Origin of the sequence: Actinosynnema sp. ALI-1.44 (genome assembly GCF_001984155.1) — a bacterium.
Lineage (GTDB): Bacteria > Actinomycetota > Actinomycetes > Mycobacteriales > Pseudonocardiaceae > Kibdelosporangium.
The window spans coordinates 316,604-329,517 of record NZ_MTQO01000043.1; the positions used below are offsets into that span (position 1 = coordinate 316,604).

General features: G+C 68.6%; 15 protein-coding genes and 1 pseudogene. 5 read left to right on the forward strand and 11 right to left on the reverse strand.

Annotated features, from left to right (window positions below):
• The first annotated feature begins 21 nt into the window (after nt 1–21).
• Nucleotides 22–210 (forward strand): hypothetical protein, encoded by a 189-nt coding sequence (locus ALI144C_RS57560; RefSeq protein WP_237774209.1) that lies wholly within the window; start codon nt 22–24, stop codon nt 208–210.
• Here ALI144C_RS57560 and ALI144C_RS18615 read toward each other — a convergent pair.
• The 4 genes from ALI144C_RS18615 to ALI144C_RS18630 form a co-directional block, all read right to left on the reverse strand.
• Entirely contained in the window at nt 197–1,384 is a 1,188-nt protein-coding gene (locus ALI144C_RS18615; RefSeq protein WP_083753156.1) for a sugar efflux transporter, read from the reverse strand. The genes ALI144C_RS57560 and ALI144C_RS18615 overlap by 14 nt on opposite strands.
• 65 nt (nt 1,385–1,449) lie before the next feature.
• Nucleotides 1,450–2,481 carry an LLM class flavin-dependent oxidoreductase gene (locus tag ALI144C_RS18620; RefSeq protein WP_076988368.1) on the reverse strand — a complete coding sequence of 344 codons (1,032 nt, stop codon included), beginning with the start codon at nt 2,479–2,481 and terminating at the stop codon, nt 1,450–1,452.
• Between the two features lie 43 nt (nt 2,482–2,524).
• The gene (locus ALI144C_RS18625; protein WP_054292737.1) at nt 2,525–2,899 is read right to left on the reverse strand and encodes a PH domain-containing protein; all 375 of its coding nucleotides are present in this window, start codon (nt 2,897–2,899) and stop codon (nt 2,525–2,527) included.
• Between the two features lie 61 nt (nt 2,900–2,960).
• A complete protein-coding gene (locus ALI144C_RS18630) occupies nt 2,961–3,836 on the reverse strand; it encodes a hypothetical protein (protein WP_076988369.1) in 876 nt (291 codons plus the stop codon).
• Nucleotides 3,837–4,097: 261 nt separating this feature from the next.
• Between ALI144C_RS18630 and ALI144C_RS18635 the strand changes: the two genes are divergently transcribed.
• Nucleotides 4,098–4,481 (forward strand): YchJ family protein, encoded by a 384-nt coding sequence (locus ALI144C_RS18635; RefSeq protein ID WP_237774210.1) that lies wholly within the window; start codon nt 4,098–4,100, stop codon nt 4,479–4,481.
• A 36-nt stretch (nt 4,482–4,517) separates the two neighbouring features.
• Complete coding sequence (locus ALI144C_RS18640) at nt 4,518–4,913, forward strand: PGPGW domain-containing protein (RefSeq protein WP_076988371.1); 396 nt, start codon at nt 4,518–4,520, stop codon at nt 4,911–4,913.
• Nucleotides 4,914–4,928: 15 nt separating this feature from the next.
• Here the strand turns inward: ALI144C_RS18640 and ALI144C_RS55540 are convergent, their stop codons facing one another.
• Nucleotides 4,929–5,069: a hypothetical protein gene (locus ALI144C_RS55540; RefSeq protein ID WP_168211283.1), complete on the reverse strand. Its 141-nt coding sequence runs from the start codon at nt 5,067–5,069 to the stop codon at nt 4,929–4,931.
• A gap of 67 nt (nt 5,070–5,136) precedes the next feature.
• A pseudogene (locus ALI144C_RS59080) lies at nt 5,137–5,604 on the reverse strand (DUF4328 domain-containing protein); the annotation flags it as partial.
• Nucleotides 5,605–5,707: 103 nt separating this feature from the next.
• Between ALI144C_RS59080 and ALI144C_RS18650 the strand changes: the two are divergent.
• Nucleotides 5,708–6,019, forward strand: a complete 312-nt coding sequence (locus ALI144C_RS18650) for a nuclear transport factor 2 family protein (RefSeq protein WP_076988416.1) — start codon at nt 5,708–5,710, stop codon at nt 6,017–6,019.
• 3 nt (nt 6,020–6,022) lie between these two features.
• On the forward strand, nt 6,023–6,148 hold the full coding sequence (locus ALI144C_RS58425) for a hypothetical protein (protein ID WP_269086686.1): 126 nt from the start codon (nt 6,023–6,025) through the stop codon (nt 6,146–6,148).
• Nucleotides 6,149–6,239: 91 nt separating this feature from the next.
• Here the strand turns inward: ALI144C_RS58425 and ALI144C_RS18655 are convergent, their stop codons facing one another.
• From ALI144C_RS18655 to ALI144C_RS18675, 5 genes are read right to left on the reverse strand one after another with little or no spacing between them, the layout of a single operon-like run.
• Nucleotides 6,240–8,729: a hypothetical protein gene (locus ALI144C_RS18655; protein ID WP_202818988.1), complete on the reverse strand. Its 2,490-nt coding sequence runs from the start codon at nt 8,727–8,729 to the stop codon at nt 6,240–6,242.
• Nucleotides 8,726–9,547, reverse strand: coding sequence for a carbohydrate ABC transporter permease (locus ALI144C_RS18660; RefSeq protein WP_076988372.1), 822 nt, complete (start codon nt 9,545–9,547; stop codon nt 8,726–8,728). Before ALI144C_RS18660 ends, ALI144C_RS18655 begins: the two co-directional genes overlap by 4 nt.
• Entirely contained in the window at nt 9,544–10,527 is a 984-nt protein-coding gene (locus ALI144C_RS18665; RefSeq protein ID WP_076988373.1) for a carbohydrate ABC transporter permease, read from the reverse strand. The genes ALI144C_RS18660 and ALI144C_RS18665 overlap by 4 nt, the downstream gene beginning before the upstream one ends.
• The gene (locus ALI144C_RS18670) at nt 10,524–11,837 is read right to left on the reverse strand and encodes an ABC transporter substrate-binding protein (protein WP_076988374.1); all 1,314 of its coding nucleotides are present in this window, start codon (nt 11,835–11,837) and stop codon (nt 10,524–10,526) included. The genes ALI144C_RS18665 and ALI144C_RS18670 overlap by 4 nt, the downstream gene beginning before the upstream one ends.
• 28 nt (nt 11,838–11,865) lie before the next feature.
• Entirely contained in the window at nt 11,866–12,885 is a 1,020-nt protein-coding gene (locus ALI144C_RS18675; protein ID WP_083753157.1) for a LacI family DNA-binding transcriptional regulator, read from the reverse strand.
• Nucleotides 12,886–12,914 lie beyond the last annotated feature (29 nt).

The window sequence follows — 12,914 nt, forward strand, 5'->3', positions numbered from 1 at the left end:
TCAACACCGTCCACATCGGTCGTGCACAGGCCCTTCCGTACCCGCGCCGCTGGTACCAACGGGGATCGACTGCTGCCGGGCTGTCGTTCGGTGCTCAAGCCGTTGGCCGACAAAGGGATTCGGATCGCGGGGATCCGCGACGTGCCGTTGACCGAGACGTTCGTGCGGACGCTGACGTTCCCGCTGGGGGAGCGGCTCAAGCTGAAGTGACCCGCCGCGGCCTGCCGAGGAACAACGACAGCAGGCCGAGCACGACGAGGCCGAGGCTCATCGAGTACGCCGTGCGGTAGCCCAGCTCCCGCGCAAGACCGAGCAGTGGCCCGGCGAGCATGACGCCGACCGTGAGGGTGTTGGAGTACAGCGTGGTCGCGAACCCTGGCCGCTCCGGTGCCAGCGACTGGAAGTACGTCAGGCCGACACCCATCACCGCCGCGATCGCGACCGCGCTGAGCACCTGCCCGGCGGCGACGTGCCAGACTGCGCCGGACAACAGCATCACGGTGTGGTAGCCCAGCGCGACACTCCCGCCGATCAGGACGATCAGGTGCTGGTCGGACCGTGTCGCCAGGTGTCCGAACCAGAGGATGATCGGGATCTCCAGCGCGGCGCACAGCCCGAGGATCAGCCCGGCGTCGCCGGTCGTGCCCTGCAGGACGTTGGTGACGAACAGCGGCATCGCGTTCACGCCCAGCGCCGAACCCCCTTGCAGCAGAACGAGACCGATCGCGGCGAACACGATCTGCCGCCGGACCGCGCCGACTGATTCGTCCTTTTCGGCCGGTGGCCGCAGCCCCAGTTCCGGCATCCGCGCCGACATCAGCGCCACGACCAGGAACAGTGCGGCCGCGCCGAAGTACAGACCTTCGAAGCCGGTCCTGTCGAGCAGCAGAGCGGCCAACGGCGGACCGCCGACCCAGGCCAGCGAGAGCAGCGTCCGCATGATGCTGACGCCGAACGACGCCTTCGCGGGGTTCGTGCGCTCCAGCGACTGGCGCGTGTACGCGAACATCTGCGCGAGCAGGCACGAGGAGATGGCGACCAGCGTGACCGAGACAGCCAGCAACACCCAGTAGTCGCGGACGATCGCGAACAAGACGGAACCGGTCGCGCCCGCGAGGGCTCCGGCGACCAGGATGTTGCGGCGCATGGCCCTAACGTCGGAGAGCCTGCCGAGCCAACTGCTCGCCGCGAGCCCGGCCAGCGGGGACACCAGCATGAAGGCGCCGAGCGCCGCCGAACTCGCGTGCACCTCGTCGCTCAGGAACAGCGCGAGGAACGGCCACGTCAACGCGTTGGACACGCCGATCGGTACGCAGATCGCCGCGAGGGGAAGGAGGGATCGCAGACTCAGCGAGGAGCGCGTCGCGCCCGCAGCGGTAGTCACCCGATCATCCTCCTTCCCGGAGGACGAATGGTCCAAACCTTTTCACCGCCGCGGGTCCGCCCCGCTCAGCCCAGTTCGGCGCGGACCTGCGGGAGGACCTCGGTCCCGAGCAGCTCGATGGCGTTCATCACAGCCGAGTGCGGCACGCCGGACCAGTCCATCTGCATGGCGTACCGGTCGGCGCCGACCAGCTTGCCGACGCTGATCATCCGCTCGGCGACCTCCTGCGGGCTGCCGACGAACAGCGAGTTGGCGTCCCTGGCGTACTCGTCGTAGTGCGCGCGGGTCGGCAACGGCCAGCCGCGCGCCTTCGAGCCGTACCGCATGGTTTCCATCCAGTACGGGAAGAACGCCTCCTTGGCGTCCTGCGAGTTCTTCGCGATCAGCCCGACCCCGCCCATGGTGACGTGCAGGTCCCCGGGCGCGTGCCCACCGGACTCCCCGGCCTTGCGGTACAGGTCGACCAGCGGCTTGAACCGCTCCGGCTGGCCGCCGATCACCGCGTAGACCACAGGCAGCCCGAGCAGTCCGGTGCGGATGGACGACTCCGGGTTGCCGCCGGTGCCGATCGAGATCCGCAGCCGGTCGGAGTACGGCCGCGGCAGCACCCGGACGTTGTCCAGCGGCTCGCGGAACTTCCCGGACCACGTGATGGGATCCTGGCGGTCCAGGTGCAGCAGCAGCGCGAGCTTCTCCTCGAACAGCTCGTCGTAGTCCTCGAGCCGCGCACCGAACAGCGGGAACGACTCGGTGAACGAACCACGACCGGCGAGCAGTTCGGCACGGCCGCGGCTGAGCTGGTCGAGCGTGGTGAACTGCTGGTAGACCCGGACCGGGTCCTCGGTGCTGAGCACGGTCACCGCGCTGGACAGCGTGATGTTCGTGGTGACGCTCGCCGCCGCGGCCAGCACGGTCCCCGGGTTGGAGATGGCGTACTGGTCGAGGTGGTGCTCACCGAGACCGTAGAAGGACAGACCGAGCTCGTCGGCCAGCCGGATCCGCTCGATGGTCTGCGCCAGAGCGTCGGCGACGGACACCTGCTCGCCCGTGACCGGGTCGGGGTGGCGGTCGCCGAAACTGTAGATGCCAAGCTCCATGCCGACCTGAACAAGTCAGGATCGGTGACTATTCCGTCGAGGTTCAGAGGGCGTGGGCCGCGATCAGCTGGCCGATCTGGCGGATGTTGGCTCCTCCCCGGAACTCCAGCCGGACGCTGCCGAGGCCGCTGAACCACAGGTCCAGTTCGGCGTCCAGGTCGAACGTTCCGGCCGTCTCGATGGAGAAGGCCTGGATCTTGCTGTACGGCAGGGAGGTGTAGTCCTTCTTCTTGCCCGTCACTCCTTGGACGTTCACCGCTATCAGGCGCTTCGTCGTGAAGACGACGTAGTCGCGTACCGCCTTGAACGCCAGGAGGACTTGCTCGCCCTGGATCAGGATGGGGGCTACTTCGGGGGCCAGGTTGTCCACCTTCGCCGGGGACAGCTTGAAGACCGTGTTCTTCTGGAAGTCGATCACCTGTTCAGGGTAGCGATTTTCGGTGGGCCGCTCCGGGGCCTTTCGCGGTTTTGGGGGCCCTTCAGCAGGATTCCAGCAAGACCCGTTCCATGACCTTTCGGGGCAGTGCTGGATTCGCTGCCGCTGCCTCTGCGACGAGTAGGTCCGGGTCGTCGAGCAGGTCGGTGATTGTTCCTGCTGGGAGATTCGGGTGCTTCGCCGCGTGGCGGCGGGCGGGGAGCACACGCAGGCACAGCATGAGTGTCTCCGCGCTGGCGTTCGGGTGCTGGGCGATGTGCGGACACACGGCTGGGGAGCGTTGGGCCAGTTCGTGCAGCAGTTCTGTCGAGCATCGGGGGTTCTTGGCTGCCACCAGTGCTTGGACCACGCTGATCTCCTGGTCGTCGATCAGCTTGTCCGTCAGGTGCGTGGGCAGGTCGGGGTGCGGTGCCGCCAGTGCGCGTACCTGCCAGTGTTCCGAGGTGGCGAGCCAGCGCAGTTCCGCGGGCGCCGCCGATGCGACGCGGGGCAGGAGAACGGGCGGGATGGCGGCTGTCACCGCTATCTCCGCGAGCAGTCGCAGCGGCACGTTGGGGTTCCACGCCAGTTCCGGCCGGACGGCCCGGTCGTCCGCGAGGGTCCACAGCAGGCTTTCCGGCAGCGCCGGGTTTCTCGCCAGGTAGAGGCGCACCCACAGCCTCCTGTCCGTGGCCATCTGGTGGTAGGCGGCCACCGGCAGGTCCGTCCGGCGGGCCATCACCTCGCCTGTCGTCTCCAGCGCCGGTATGTCCGCCGCTTCCGGGACGTGGGCGGTCCTCGGTGCGCCGAACAGGTCCTCTCCGGCGTCGAGCTCGCCGCTGGTCATCGCGACCAGCTTGTCCAACAGGTGGTCCGGCAGATTCGGGTTGTCAGCCAGCCCACAGAGGTGTGCGAGGTACCGGGTGTCCTCGTCGGGCAACGTGTCCTCCGCTTGGTGGATGCCGGTGCGGTGTCACCGGGTCCGCCCCATGCGGAACGTTTCAGGATGCCGTCGGCCCCGCCGGTTGGCTACCGCCGTTCGGACCAGTCAGCACACCGCCTAGCTGATCTTGCGGAACCCGCCGCGGGCACCCAGTTCGTCCGACACCCGGCACAGGTCATCCATGAGAACCCACGAAGGACGCCAAAACCAACGCGACCCCCCCAGAAACGTCATCGCGATCTTGTTAGCGTGTCCGGCGTGAAAAGGCAACAAACCTGTCCTTGTGATTCGGGCAAGTCGTACACCGAGTGCTGTGGCGTCCTGCACCGGGGAGACGCGACGGCGAACACAGCGGAAGCGTTGATGCGGTCGCGCTACAGCGCCTACGCCGTCGGTGACGAGGGCTACCTACTCAGGACGTGGCATTCCACGACCCGCCCCCAGCGGGTCGATTTCGACCCGGCGCTGCGCTGGACCGGACTGGAGATCCTGGGCACGACCGGAGGCAGCCCGTTCCACACGGCGGGCACGGTCGAGTTCAACGCGAGCTACCGGCAGAACGGACGGGCCGAGGTCATGCACGAGAACAGCGGCTTCGCCCGCGAGGACGGCCGCTGGGTGTACGTCGAAGCCGCGGTCTGAAATGCGGATCCGCGCCGCGGCGCGGACAATCGGACAGTGGCAGCGGTGAAAAAGGTGACGCTGACAGTGGTCGGCGGGGTGCTCCTGCTCGTCGGCGTGGCCCTGCTCGTCCTGCCGGGGCCGGGGTTGCTGCTGGTGCTCGCCGGTCTGCTGGTGCTCGCCTCGGAGTTCCCCGCGCTGGAGAAGTACGTCGACCCCGTCCGTGACCGGGCCATGAAGGCCGCCGAGGACAGCGTGAAGACACCGCTGCGGATCGCCTGGTCTGTTCTCGCCGGGTTGGCGTTGATCGCCGCGGGCGTCGTGTGGGGCACGGTCGACGGGCTGCCGCTCGGCGGGTGGAGCACCGGGTCGAGCCTGATCCTGTCCGGGATCGTGCTGCTCGTGCTGCTGGGCTGGAGCTACCGCCGCGTGCACGGCAAAGGCCCCGGTTGAACCGGGGCCACGTTCTCAGCCCGCGGACTGCCATGCGGTGATCCGCCGGACGATCATGATCACCATGACACCGGCGGCCATGGTGAGCACGAAGGTCGACACGGCGTCGAACGTCATGGCGGAGAAACGCAGGTCGATGTCGTTGCTGTCGGTCATGCGGGGGGTATCGCGCCACGACGAACGAGATGACGTAGTTGCCGATGAAAGCCAGCCACCAGGCGAGCACCAGTGCGCTGGGCGTGTCCGATCGTGGCGAGCTTGCCCGCCAGATGTCCCGCATCACCCGGTACGGGAACCAGAGGTTGACGATCGGGATGATCCAGCCGCCGAGCACCCACCCGGCAGCCAGTGACTGCGACTCCGACCCGCCGATCAGTTCGGCGTTGGTCCGCGCCCGCCACATCCACATCACGAACAGGATCCCGACGAGCGCCAGGAAGCCGAGTTCGGGCCATACCAGGCTGTCGACGTACTCCGCGCTGTCGAGCAGTTCCGTCGAGCTCAGGTTGCCTGCCGTGTAGTCGTCGTACTTCGACTTGAGGTCGAACACGACGTAGGTCACGTAGGCGTTCTCCACCATCGCGGCGACCACGCCGACGATCGCCACCACGGCGAGCTTGGTCAACGATCTGACTCGGCTCAAACGGAAGAAGCTGTCACCCAGTTGCGGGCCTGGCTGTTCCGTAGTCATGTGAGCCCCCTGCGAGCGTGTGATTGGTGTCCCCCGATCCGGGGGCGGAACCTATCACTGGGATGCGAACGGGCGCACTCGGGTTCATGCTGTCGGCGTGACGATGGATGCAGCTGTGCAGGCGGCTATCGACGCCGCGAACAACAACGACCTTGAGGCCTTCCTCGCGTGCTTCACCAAGGACGGGGTGGTCGACGACTGGGGCCGCGAGTTCCGCGGTGCGGAACGCATCGGTCAGTGGAGCGACAACGAGTTCATCGGCAAACAGGTCAGCCTCGACGTGACCGAAGTGGACACCAGGGACGGCGAGACCATGGTGACCGCGCAGGTCGGCGGGAACGGCTTCACCGGGCCGAGCCACTTCGTGTTCACCGTCGACGGGGGCAAGGTCTCCCGGATGACCATCAGGGCCTGACGCGTGCGGCTGCCTCGGTTCCCGCTCGCCGGGATACTCCTCTTCACGGCGAAACCCAGTGGCACGGCGACGCTGGTGTTCCTGCCGCTGTGGTTCCTGTTCTGCCTGGCGAACCTGGTGGTCGGGTGATCGCCGCGGGCTACGGCGTCGCCGAGGAGATCCCGATCCTGCTCCTCAACTTCGCCGTGCCCGCGGCGATTTCCGTGCTGGGCCTGGGTTTCTAGCGGCCTACCTGTACCTCCAGCCGTGCGGACGAGCCAGGCGAGGCCACACGCACCTCCGCTCCGCGTGTCGTGGTGGCGACCTGATACGCGGCGGGACGGCCGTCGAGCCGTACGGCAGCGATCGTTGCCCCAGCGGGCAGCACGACGCCGACGGTCAGCGCCGCGCCGACCGAGCGCGACGTGACCTCGGTCCGGTAGACGCTCCCGTCCCGGTCGACACTGACGTCGACCGAGCCGCGACCGACCCGGATGTCGCGACCGGCGACGGAGTTCTGGCCATCGGGCAGCTGCGGGACGACCGCGAGGCGAGCGGCACCGAGGTCCGGCGCCACCCCGAGCTGCTGGTGCACGACCGGCCAGAGCGTGCCGTACGTGCCCCAAGCTTGGAGGTTCATCGACCGGTCGTGGAACGGCCGGTCGATGTTGGCCTTGGAGTCGGGCGACGGCGCCACCTCGGGCATCGCGCCCGGTGTCTCCCACACGGCCGGGTCGAGCTGGATCCGCGCGTTGCCGGTCGTGTACCGCCGCTGCGCGGCCATCCGGCCGTAGTTGCCCTCGGCCACCGCCATCACGGCCGTGTTCAAGGAGTACGTGGCCCGCTCACTGGCCACTGTGGACACGAGCGGGTCGCAGGACGGTCCGGGATTGCCCACCGGTGCGCTGGTCGGGCCGGTCCCGGTGTGGAACGTCCCGAACTCGCCGGTGTAGCAGTCCCGTTCGCGCTGGACGAGCGCTTGCTTGCCGTGCTCGGCCGACGCGAGCGGGCCTGCCTCCATCGGCGTGACGCCGGTCCAGTGCCGCTGGAACACCGGGGTGTTGTCGTTCGCGGGATTGGCCGGGTCGTCGATCGAGTCCGCGTAACCGACGCCTTCCTTGACCCACCACTGCGCCTCGAACCGCCGCCGCAGGTCCTCGGCCTTGCCCGCGGCCCAACGCGCGACCGCGCCGTCGTGCTTGCTCGCCGCCAGATCGGCGAGGTCGAGCAGGCCGCGGATCAGGTAGACCGCGCTGTCCAGCTTCTCCTGACCCATACCCTGGCGTTCGACGTTGCCCAGGCCTTCCGGCCAGCCGTCCCCGTCCTTGTCCAGCGTGCCGGTGACGTATCGGAGGTTGCGCACCGCGAAGTCGTACATCTCGTCGCGGAACGAGTTGTCGCCGGTCCAACGCCAGACCAAGGCGACAGCGCTGGGGAACTTCACGGTCTCGTCGGTGTTCCCGGCGGCTGTGTTGTTGCCGAAGTAGACGTCTCCAGTGGACACGACCTCGTGCACCACCTTGCCGCTGCGCTTGTTCAACATCTCGCTGACGTCCCGCAGCGCGCGGAGGTGGTCGCGGACGATGTCGAACTGCCCGGCCGCCACCGCCGCGTACGCGCTGTACTCGCCGTCCGTGGCGAACAGCCACGGGTAGTCCGGGAAACCCGCGGCCAGCCAACGCATCCGTGGCACGGTCCCGACCGGATCGGGATACGCCTTGCCCTCGTCGACGTCACGGATGCGGGCGTTGCGGACCTCCTGCACGGAATCGAGGAGGTTCTGCTTGCTCCACTCGACGCTCCGCTCCAGCAGGCGGTCACCCGGCAGATCCACCACAGTGGACGAAGCGGCCGAACGCCGGGCCGACACCGTCCGGTGCAGCGCACCTGCCGGGTCGCGCATGACCGCGTCGAAGGTCGCACGCGCCTGGCCGCCCGTGTCGCCACCGGCGACAGCGAACCAGAGCGTCGCCGGACGCCCGGCGGCCAGCCGCAGCGAGTACTCCAGCCTGCCCCCGGTGCCCTTGCCGAACGCGGAATCGTCGCACCGCGCGGGTGCCGGACCGTCCGCCGGGCACACCACCGCCGGGTCCTGCGGTCCCCGGTGACCCGGTCCCAGGGCGTGGCCCGTCGGCTGGGACGCGGACCCGACGACCGCCGAGCCGACGGGATCCTGGAACACCAGGGCCCCGTCGCCGACAGATCCGCTGTCCGGGCCGTTGGTGCTGGCGTTGGGCGTCGTCCAGCCCCACGGGTAGGCGGGCATCAGCTCCGAATGGGCGTCCAACGCCAGCCGTGCGTCCCGTTTCCGATCCGAGCGGACCGTCAACCCGATGACGGTCGCCCGAGCACCGGCGGGCACGAACTCCACGCGGTCCACCGAAAGCCCGCCGCCGCGGTACTCGAACCGTTGGTATCCCTGGCCACGGGCGTACCTGGTCGCCGGAACGTCCTTGCCCAGCCAAGATCCGTCCAGCGCGAACCACACGCCGTCGAGGAGCTTCACCGGCGGTGCCCAGAAACCACCCATCTCGCCGCGGATGTGCCACCCCGTTGCCGGGTACAGCCCGGTCTCGTCGCCCATCGCGAACGCCCGGTCGCCGGACACCAGCGCACGCCGGTCGGCCAGCCGGGTGGTCTCCGAGACCTCGCCGGACGGCGCCGCCGCAGCGGTCGGCACCGGCACGAGCGTGGCGGCGACCACCAATGCCGTGACCACACCGGCTTTCATTTGACGCCTCCCGCCGTGAGCCCGGTGATGATCCGCCGCTGGAACACCAGGACCAGGACCACCAGCGGGACGGTGACGATCACTCCGGCGGCCATCTGGGTGCCGAAGGGCTGGTCGAACCCGTACGCGCCGGTGAACCGCGAGATCGCCACGGTCGCGGTCTGCATGGTTTTGTCGTTGACCATCGACAGCGCGATGATGAACTCGTTCCACGCGGTGATGAACGTGATGATCGCCGTGGTGAACACGCCAGGAGCGGCCAGCGGCAGGATGATCCGGCGGAACGCCTGCAACCGCGTGCACCCGTCGATCATCGCGGCCTCTTCGAGCTCGCCCGGCATCTGCCGGAAGAACGCGTTGAGGTTCCACACCGCGAGGGGCAGGGCGAACGACATGCTCGGCACGATCATCGCCTGGTAGGTGTTGATCCAGTCGATGTCGGTGAACAGCTTCAGCAACGGCACGACCAGCGAGATGCCGGGGAACATGGACGTCGCGATGATCAGCGCGGCGACCGCGTTCTTGAACCGGAACCGCAGCCGGGCCATGGCGTACGCCGCCGACAGGCCGATCAGCAACGTCAACACCGTGGCGATCCCAGCCACCACCAGGCTGTTGAGCAGCGCACGACCGAACCCGACATCCGTGCCGAACACCGCGGTGAAGTTGGTCGCCGAGACCGGGTTCGGGATCGGCGAGAGCGAGAACTGGTCGGACGGCCTGCGGAACGCCGACGCCAGCATCCAGTAGAACGGCGCGAGGCAGTACACCAGGATCGCGGCCAGACCGGCGTAGCGCAGCACGACACGGCTGTTCATGCGGGCACCACCTCGGCCTGGGGCAGCGGCTTGGGTCTGCGTTCCCGCGCCTGCCTGCCGCGGTCACGCGCCTCGCCGATCACGTCCGCGCCCAACAGCTTCACGAACACGAACGCCACGACGGCGATGTACACGAACAGGATCGTGGCGTAGGCCGCGGCCGGCCCGAACCGGAGGTTGCTCGCCTCGTCCCACGCCAGCATCGTCAGCGTCTCGACGGATTCCTTGCGGTTGCCGATCAACACGAACGGCAGGTCGAACATCCGCAGCGAGTCCAGCACCCGGAACAGCACCGCGACCACGAGCACCGGCCGGACGAGGGGAAGCGTGATCGACCAGAACTGCCGCGCCGGGCTGGCGCCGTCCACCCTGGCGGCCTCGTAGACGTCACGGGGGATCACCTGCAGACCGGCGAGCACGAGCAACCCGACGAACGGCGCGGTCTTCCAGACGTCCGCGATCATCACCGCGAACTTGGCGTGCCAGCCTTCGGTCGTCCACAGGATCTGGTTGCCGATCAACGCGTTCGCCACGCCGTCGGCCTGGAAGATCCACTGCCAGAGGATCGCCGACACGGCCGTCGGGATCGCCCACGGCACCAGGATGCTCGCCCGGACCAGGCCGCGCCAGCGCAGCGCCTGGTGCATCACGAGCGCCATCGCGACCCCGATGACGACTTCGGCGGCCACGGTGGTCACGGTGAAGAACGTGGTGTTGCCGAACGCGTTCCAGAACCGGGCGGCGGCGGGCCCGCTGAACATCCCCGTGTAGTTGTCCACTCCGACGAACTGGTCGCCCTGCACGACGAATCCGTCCGCGTCGACCGTCTGCCCGCTCCGGTACAGCGATTCCCGCAGCGCGGCGACCAGCGGGTAGCCGACGACCAGGCCGAGCACGATGAAAGTGGGCGACAGCAGGAGTGCGGCGAGCCGTCCGGCCTCACCCGCCGCTCTGCCGCCGCGCCGGGCAGGCGTGGTCACTTGAGCAGATCCTGGAGCTTCGCTTGCAGTTCCTTCAGCGCCGTGGCGCTGTCCTTGTTCTTGGTCAGCGCCGCGTAGGCGGCCTCCTGGATCGCGCTGGTGACGTCGCCGTAGCGGACGGCCTTCGGGCGCGGCTTGGCGCTGAGGATCGACTCCTTGAGCGTCTTGAGGTACGGGAACTGCTTGTTCAGTTCGGCGTCGTCGTAGAGGTTCGTGCGGGTCGGTGCCTGCGAGGTGGCCAGCAGGTTCGAGCGCTCGGCCGCTTCGGAGGTGAAGAACTTGATGAAGTCGAGCGCGGTCGCCTTGTTCTTGGCGAACGCGGAGATCGCGAAGTTGTGCCCGCCGAGGCTGGACACGCCCGGTCCGGAACCGTTGCCGGGCAGGGGAGCCACGTCGAACTTGCCCGCGACCTGCGACGAGCCGTCGGTCTTGCTGGCCAGTGCCCACTGGTAGGGCCACTGGCGCATGAACAGCAGCTCACCTGCCTGGAACGCCCGGCGGCCGTCCTCCTCCTTGAAGGTGATGGCCTTCTGCGGGATCTGGCCGCTGGCGAACCCGTTGACCAGCTTGTCCAGGCCGGCCTTGGCCTGTGGTGTGTCCACAGTGGGCTTGCCGGAGCCGTCGACGATCGATCCGCCTGCCGAGTTGACCGACTCGTCGAAGTTGACCGTCAGGCCCTCGTACTTGTCGAACTGCCCGCCGTAGCAGCCGATGCTCGCCGCCTCGGGCAACGCCTTGACCTTCTGGCACGCGGAGGTCAGCTCATCCCACGTCTTCGGCGGCTGGACGCCTGCCTTCTCCAACAGGTCCTTGCGGTAGTACAGCAGCCCGCCGTCGGAGTAGACCGGCACGGCGTAGAGCTTGTCGCGGTACTCCGCGGTCGCCACGGCCGGTTTGAGGAAGTTGTTCAGGTCGAACTGGTCACGCGGGAGCTCGACCACCCACCGGTTGGCCGCGAACTCCGCGGTCCACACCACGTCCATGTTCAGCACGGTGTAGGCGTCGGACTTCACCTGCGCGTTCTGGATCATCTGCTGGCGCTGGCCGTCGGCCGAGTCGGGCAGCTCGACCAACCGGACCTTCTCGTTGGGGTGCGCGGCGTTCCACTCGTCGGACAGCTTCTGCATGTTGTTGGACGTGTCCTTGCCGGTGGCCAGGGTGATCTCGCCGCGTCCCTCGAGCGCGGGCGCGGCGCCGCCGCCCCCACCGGTCGTTCCGCCGGACCCGCCCGAGCCTCCGCTACCGCACGCGGTGACCAGTAACACCGCGCTCGCCAGCGCCGTCAAGCGCAGCGTGGTCCTCTGTGCCATCAGCTTCTCCCATCACCGTTGATGCCGCTCAATCAATGGGCGCACTGCCCCGTGCCACGATCCGCCCGCGCAGCAGGACGCCGCCGGAGTGCCCTGCCCCGGCGTCCAGCAGCCGGACCAGGGCCGAGGTGATCTCGGCGGTCGGCTGGCTGACCGTGGTCAGTCCGCCGTCCACCGAACTGGCCAGCACCGAGTCGTCGAAGCCGGTCACCCAGACGTCGTGCCCGGGGCGCAGCTTCCGGCGCCGGACCTCGGTCAGCACCCCGACCGCGAGCAGGTCGCTCGCCGCGACGATCGCCGTCGGCGGATTCGCGTCGTCCAACAGGACGGCTGTGGCTCGTGCGGCTGCCTGCATGCTGTCGGAATCGGCACAAGCGGACTGCTCCGAGAGACCCAGGCGTCGGCATTCCTCCTGCCAGCCCCGGCGACGGTCGTGCGCCGCGCCCATCGGGACCGGGTCGCACCAGCCGACGAAGGCGATCTGGTCGTGCCCGGCCGAGTGCAACCTGCCGACCATCTCCGCACATGCGCCCGCGCCGTCCACATCGACCCACGGACCGGGCTGCTCGCCGTGCGCGGGCCAGGTGCGGCCGAAGGAGGCGAACGGGATGCCGCGGCCTGCCAGCCACGTGTGCCGCGGGTCGTCGCCGACGGTGTCGGACAGGATGAAGGCGTCGACGGCGCGCTGCGCGACCAGATCCGCGTACGTGGCTAGACCCCCGGCGCCGTCCGGCGCGGTGAACACCAGCATCCGCCGTCCGGTGCGCTCGACGGCTTCGGTGAGCGCGTGCAGGAACGGATCCATGAACAGGCTGCGGCCGGGGTGGCGGGCCAGGCAGTGGCCGATCAGCCCGGCCTGGCGGGTGGCGAGGCTGCGCGCCGTGCGGTTGGGCTGGTAGCCCAGTGCTTCGATCGCGGCCTGGACCTTGCGCAGGGTCGCTTCCTCGACGCGGTCCGGCGCGTTGATGACGTTGGAGACGGTTTGTCGTGACACCCCGGCCCGCACCGCGACCTGGCGGAGTGTCACCGCTTGCCCGTGTTCCGTCACCGTCCACTCCCGACGCTCGTCGAGCTGTT

Excerpts from the sequence above, each read along its gene's own strand:
- ALI144C_RS18620 (WP_076988368.1), bottom strand. The coding sequence starts at position 2,481 with ATGGAGCTTGGCATCTACAGTTTCGGCGACCGCCACCCCGACCCGGTC.
- ALI144C_RS55540 (WP_168211283.1), bottom strand. The coding sequence starts at position 5,069 with ATGACCGACAGCAACGACATCGACCTGCGTTTCTCCGCCATGACGTTC.
- ALI144C_RS18650 (WP_076988416.1), top strand. The coding sequence starts at position 5,708 with ATGGATGCAGCTGTGCAGGCGGCTATCGACGCCGCGAACAACAACGAC.
- ALI144C_RS18655 (WP_202818988.1), bottom strand. The coding sequence starts at position 8,729 with ATGAAAGCCGGTGTGGTCACGGCATTGGTGGTCGCCGCCACGCTCGTG.
- ALI144C_RS18660 (WP_076988372.1), bottom strand. The coding sequence starts at position 9,547 with ATGAACAGCCGTGTCGTGCTGCGCTACGCCGGTCTGGCCGCGATCCTG.
- ALI144C_RS18670 (WP_076988374.1), bottom strand. The coding sequence starts at position 11,837 with ATGGCACAGAGGACCACGCTGCGCTTGACGGCGCTGGCGAGCGCGGTG.